Genomic DNA, 6,165 nt, shown 5'->3' on the forward strand with positions numbered 1-6,165 from the left:
GGTCGGGGTCTCGGGGTTCTCGTGTCGATCGGGGGGTGTCACGTGGACCCACACTCCGGAACGGAGCGTGTACGTGCATCGCGGTTTCTACGTAGGGAGGTACCTGGTTCCGGCTCTTCAGGCCACCGCCACCCCGGCGGTCCGTCACCCACGGTGCAAATTCCCGGGCGATCCGGAGAGGTGGCTCACTTCCGGGGGAACTCGGCGAGCCGCTCCGGAGGGCCACCGGACCGTACGATCGACCGGCGCGCCATCACCCTATCGGACGACCCCGATCGTTACGCGGAGCGCCGCCGGACCCAGCCGGCGAGCTCGTCCCGGTCGGCGAAGCCGAGCTGCTCCAGCACCTGCTCGGCCTCCACCTCCCCGGCCAGCGGTTCGACGCCGAGCCGCTCGGCGATCTCCGCCGCGGTCATCCCGGCCGCGAGCAGCACCGCCGTCTCCACCTCCCGCGGCGACAGCTCGGCCACCCCCGCGCCGAACGGCACCTCGGGCGGGGAGCCGCCTTCGCCGAGCGCGTAGGCGACCATCTCCGGCAGCTCCCACCCGGCGCCCTCGCGGGTGGCGGCCCGGAACTCCTCCTCGCCGAGCACCTGCCACGCCCACGCCATCGCCACCGCGTCGTAGTCGTCGAAGTACACCGAGTCGCCCATCTCGCCGCCGTTGGCCTTGCGCAGCGCCTCCGAGGCCCCCATCAGCCGCGCCGCCCGCCGCGGCTGGCCGGTGGAGGTGGCGCACCAGGACAGCACCTCCAGGTACACGCCGAGGCCGGCCAGGTCGTGGGCCAGCTGCTGCAACCGGATCGCCTGCTGGATCAGCAGCGACGCCTCCCGCGGGTCGCCGCCGCGCCAGCGGTGCAGGGACACCACCCACAGCACGTAGCTCTTGGTCCACGGCGCCCCGAACGTCTCGCACAGCCGCAGGCACTCGGCGGCCGATTCGGCGCCGCGCGGGTCGTGCCGGTAGAACCCGAGGCAGGCCAGCAGGATCATCGCGTTGGTGTAGCCGAACAGGTTCCCGGTGGCGGTGTTGCCGATCGCGGCGCGCTCCAGGTAGCCGGCCGCCTCGTCCAGCCGCCCGCGGAGCATCACCACCATGCCCCGGGTGCCGTCCACCCTCGCCTGCAGCCCGCGGTCCCCGATCCGCTCGGCGATCTCGACGGCCTCGGCCAGCGCGGTCTCCGCCGCGTCGAGGTCGCCCACGTGCAGCGCGAGGAACGCCAGCGTGGACAGGCAGTCGGCGCGTTCGGCGACGGGCTCGGGCACCGCCGCCACCGAGCTCCGCAGCCACTCGTACCCCTCCCGCAACGCGTTGCCGGAGAACCAGAACGACCACAGCTTCGCCGCGGTCGCCGCCGCCACCCGCGCCCGCTCCGGGTCGGCGAGGTCGTGTTCCAGGACCAGCCGCAGGTTCGGGTGCACGTGGATCATGTGGTGGATCCACTCCAGCTGGCGCGGTCCGAACACCTCGTTGCTGTAGCGGTCGGCGAGCCGGTGGAAGCAGACGGCGTGCCGGGCGCGGACGGCGGCCTCCTCGCCGGTGTCGTGCAGCCGGGACAGGCCGAACTCCCGGATGCTGTCGAACATGCGGTAGTAGTCGGTGCACGCCATCTCGTCGTGCTCGCGCACCACCACCGATTTGGACACCAGCACGTCCAGCGCCTCGTCCACGTCGGCCGCGGTGAGCCGCTCGTCGCAGCACACCTCGCGGACCGCGGCCGCGTCCCACTCGCCGACGAAGCAGGACAACCGCGCCCACAGCAGCTGCTCGCCCGGGGTGCACAACCCGAAGCTCCAGCCGATGGACTCCTCCAGCGCCTCGTCCCTGGCCGGCTGGTCCCCGCTGGTGAGCAGGGCGAACCGGTCGTCGAGCCGGTCCAGCACCTCCTCGGGCGTGGATTCGCCGAGCTGGGCGGCGGCGAGTTCGATGGCCAGCGGCATCCCGTCCAGCCTGCGGCAGATCCGCACCACCGCGTCCCGGTTCCCCTCGTCGAGGCGGAAGCCGGGAACGACGGCGGCGGCCCGGTCGGTGAACAGGCTGACCGCGTCGGCGAACACGTCGCCGTAGGCGCGGTCGGGCGCGTCGGTCTCGGCGGGCAGCGACAGCGGCGCCACCGGGAGCACCAGTTCCCCCGCCACGCCCAGCGCCTGCCTGCTGGTGGCCAGCACGTGCACGTGCTCGTGCTCGGTGAGCAGCTCGCGGGCCAGCCGGGCGGCCGCGCCGAGCACGTGGTCGCAGTCGTCGAGGATGATCAGCACCCGTTCGCCGCGGAGCCGGGACACCAGGCCCTCGGCGGGGTTGCCGGGGCCGGGCCTGCCGCCGAGCGCGGCGGCGACGGTCTGCGGCAGCAGGGCCGGGTCCTGCACGTCGGAGAGCCCGACCAGCACCACCCCGTCCGGGTAGGCCCGGCGCAGCTTGCGCGCCAGGCGCAGCGCCAGCCTGCTCTTGCCGACCCCGGCCGGTCCGGTGAGCGTGAGCAGCCGTCCCGAGTACATCTGCCTGCGAGCCTCGGCGAGCTCCCGGCGCCTGCCGATGAAGCTCGTCGTCTCGGGAGGCAGCCTGCCCCGGGAGCCACGCGTGACGTCCGCAGCTTCCACGTGCCCACCTCCCGCGGCGAGCGTATGCCCCCGCGGCCCACCGCACCGGGTGCGGAACCGCAGGCCACGGGCCGTGCCGACACGCCGACGCGCGCACCGGGCGGGCTTGATCGGGACGTCGGGCAGAATGCACGGACGGTTCTGGGCGGAGATCAGGAGAGGTGTCGGGACATCGTGACGACGGCTGTGCATCAGAGGATCGCCGAGGAGCTCGGCGTGCGGGAGCGGCAGGTCGAGGCCGCCGTCGGCCTGCTCGACGGCGGCGCCACGGTGCCGTTCGTCGCGCGGTACCGCAAGGAGGCCACCGACGGGCTCGACGACGCGCAGCTGCGCACCCTGGAGGAGCGGCTGCGCTACCTGCGCGAGCTGGAGGAGCGGCGCAGCACGGTGCTGGAGTCGATCCGCTCGCAGGGCAAGCTCGACGCCGAGCTGGAGGCCCGCATCAACGCGGCCGACTCGAAGGCCCGCCTGGAGGACATCTACCTGCCGTACAAGCCGAAGCGGCGCACCAAGGGCCAGATCGCGCGGGAGGCCGGGCTCGAACCGCTCGCCGACCTGCTGCTGTCGGACCCCGAGCAGGACCCGCAGGCCCGCGCCGCCGAGTACGTCGACGCCGACAAGGGCGTGGCCGACGCGGGCGCGGCGCTGGAGGGGGCGAGGGCGATCCTCGTGGAGCGCTTCTCCGAGGACGCCGACCTGGTGGGCGAGCTGCGCGAACGCATGTGGACCCACGGCCGGGTGACATCGCGGGTGCGCGAGGGCAAGCAGGACGAGGGCGCGAAGTTCGCCGACTACTTCGAGTTCGACGAGCCGTTCGAGCAGCTGCCCTCGCACCGCATCCTGGCGCTGTTCCGCGGGGAGAAGGAAGAGGTCCTGGACCTCGGCCTGGAACCCGACGACGGCAGCGAGCAGGAGGGCCCCACCCCGTACGAGCGGGAGATCGCGCGGCGCTTCGAGATCTCCGACCTGGGCAGGCCCGCCGACCGCTGGCTCGGCGAGGTGGTCCGCTGGGCGTGGCGCACCCGCATCCTGACCCACCTGGGCATCGACCTGCGGCTGCGGCTGCGGCAGGCCGCCGAGGACGAGGCGGTGCGGGTGTTCGCGGCGAACCTGCGGGACCTGCTGCTGGCCGCCCCGGCGGGCACCCGCGCCACGATGGGCCTGGACCCGGGCTTCCGCACCGGGGTGAAGGTCGCCGTGGTCGACGGCACCGGCAAGCTGGTGGCCACCGACACCATCTACCCGCACCAGCCGCAGCAGCGCTGGGACCAGGCGCTGGCCTCGCTGGAGAAGCTGGCCCGGGCGCACGGCGTGGACCTGATCGCCATCGGCAACGGCACCGCCTCCCGGGAGACCGACCGGCTCGCCGCCGATCTGATCAAGCGGCACCCGGACCTGGGGCTGACGAAGATCTCGGTGTCCGAGGCCGGCGCCTCGGTGTACTCGGCGTCCGCCTACGCGTCCCGGGAGCTGCCGGAGCTGGACGTGTCGCTGCGCGGCGCGGTGTCCATCGCGCGCCGGTTGCAGGACCCGCTGGCCGAGCTGGTCAAGATCGATCCGAAGTCGATCGGCGTCGGGCAGTACCAGCACGACATCACCGAGACGAAGCTGTCCCGCTCGCTGGACGCGGTGGTGGAGGACTGCGTGAACGCGGTGGGCGTGGACGTGAACACCGCATCGGTGCCGCTGCTGACCCGCGTGTCCGGCATCGGCGAGGGCCTCGCCGAGAACATCGTGGCGCACCGCGACGGAAACGGGCCGTTCCGCTCCCGCAAGGGCCTCAAGGACGTGGCGCGGCTCGGGCCGAAGGCGTTCGAGCAGTGCGCGGGCTTCCTGCGCATCCCCGACGGCGACGACCCGCTGGACTCCTCCAGCGTGCACCCCGAGTCCTACCCGGTGGTGCGGCGCATCCTGGAATCGACCGGGGCCGAGCTGGGCGCGCTGATCGGCAACGAGCGGGTGCTGCGCGGCATCAAGCCCGCCGACTTCGTCGACGACTCGGTGGGGTTGCCGACGGTCACCGACATCCTCTCCGAGCTGGAGAAGCCGGGGCGCGACCCGCGGCCGACGTTCAAGACGGCGACCTTCGCCGACGGCGTGGAGAAGATCGGTGACCTGCAGCCGGGGATGCGGCTGGAGGGCGTCGTGACGAACGTGGCCGCGTTCGGCGCGTTCGTGGACGTCGGGGTTCACCAGGACGGCCTGGTGCACGTCTCGGCGATGTCGAAGAACTTCGTCAACGACCCGCACGACGTGGTGAAGTCCGGCGACGTGGTGAAAGTGAAGGTCCTCGACGTGGACGTCCCGCGGAAGCGGATCTCGTTGACGCTGCGGCTGGACGACGAGGTCGGCGCCGAGCGCGGTCAGAGCTCCGGCGGCCAGAGCTCCGGCGAGCGCCGCGGCGGTCGCCCCGGTGGTGGCGGCGGGAACGGCCGTGGTGGCAAGGGCGGCGGTCAGCGCAAGCGCGACTCCGCTCCCGCGGGCGGGGCGATGGCGGACGCGCTGCGCCGCGCCGGCTTCAACAACCGCTGAGCGGGTTCGCGAGCACCGCGCGGCGCTCCACCCCGGAGTGCCGCGCGGTCCGCGCGACCGTTCCTCGTCAGCGGCGGAACCGCTGCGCCGCCGACCGGGTTCGCAGGCCGACCACCGGCGGGTTCTCAGCCGTGCCCCCGCGAGGACGGCGGATCACCCTGCGGCGCCGGGGTCCTCCTCGTCCCGCAGCAGGGCGACGAGCCGGTCGCCGAGGATGTCGGGGATGACGCGTTCCGCGGACCGGGCCGCCGCCGCGTTCAGCGCGGACATCGCCAGCGGCCGCAGCCGCCGCACCACCTCGGTGTAGCGCTGCACCTCCGAGTCGTCCCAGGCGGTGTCCGCGGGGGCGAGGACGTGGGTGCGCACCAGCGACACCAGCGCCTCGGAGACGTGGTCCACATCGGACTGCAGCTGCTCGGCGAGTTCGAGGACCTCGGCGAGCGGCACTCCGAGCCGCACCAGTTCGCTGCCCGCGTCGAGCAGCTGCGGGCTGGGCGCGACGAACCGGGCACCCCACCGCTCCAGCAGGCCCAGCTCGATGGCCCGGCGGATGTTCTGCTGGTTGAGCTGGCCGCGGAACATCTCGCGCAGCTGCGACAGCGAGTAGACGCGCGGCGACTGCTCCGCCCACGACTCCCCCATGACCTCTTCGAGGCCGAGCACGTCGGCGAGGCTGCGCCCCGATTCCCACGCCGAGAGCATCTCGCGGATCTGCGCGAACGCGTAGCCGCGGCCCAGCATGTTGATGATCATCCGGAGGCGGACCAGGTGCGCGTCGGAGTAGATCGCCAGCCGCCCTTCGCGGCGGGGCGCGGGCAGCAGCTCCCGGTCCTGGTAGACCCGCACGTTGCGCACCGTGGTGCCCGCGGCGCGGGCCAGGTCGTCGATCCGGTATTCGGCCACCAGCCGGAGTGTAGTTCGTCCGATGATCGTTCGGGGGCGGGTGACGGGGGGGCCCCCCCCCCGGGGGGGGGGCCCCCCCCCCCCCGGGGGCGGGGCGGCGTGCCCCGGGGGCGGAGCACCCCCCCCGCCACCA

Annotated in this window: 3 protein-coding genes; 1 reads left to right on the plus strand and 2 read right to left on the minus strand. The window is 73.5% G+C overall.

All coding sequences use genetic code 11. The annotated features are described in order from the left end of the window. Positions 1-278: 278 nt before the first annotated feature. Positions 279-2,597, minus strand: a complete 2,319-nt coding sequence (locus LCD31_RS05955) for an AAA family ATPase (protein ID WP_224956496.1) — start codon at positions 2,595-2,597, stop codon at positions 279-281. A gap of 186 nt (positions 2,598-2,783) precedes the next feature. Here LCD31_RS05955 and LCD31_RS05960 point away from each other — a divergent pair, with 186 nt between their 5' ends. Further along, the gene (locus tag LCD31_RS05960) at positions 2,784-5,129 is read left to right on the plus strand and encodes a Tex family protein (protein WP_374201642.1); all 2,346 of its coding nucleotides are present in this window, start codon (positions 2,784-2,786) and stop codon (positions 5,127-5,129) included. A gap of 153 nt (positions 5,130-5,282) precedes the next feature. Here the strand turns inward: LCD31_RS05960 and LCD31_RS05965 are convergent, their stop codons facing one another. Then, positions 5,283-6,032: a MerR family transcriptional regulator gene (locus tag LCD31_RS05965; protein ID WP_224956498.1), complete on the minus strand. Its 750-nt coding sequence runs from the start codon at positions 6,030-6,032 to the stop codon at positions 5,283-5,285. Between the last annotated feature and the right edge of the window lie 133 nt (positions 6,033-6,165).

Source organism: Saccharopolyspora sp. 6M (assembly GCF_020176775.1).
GTDB classification, from domain to species: Bacteria; Actinomycetota; Actinomycetes; order Mycobacteriales; family Pseudonocardiaceae; genus Saccharopolyspora_C; species Saccharopolyspora_C gregorii.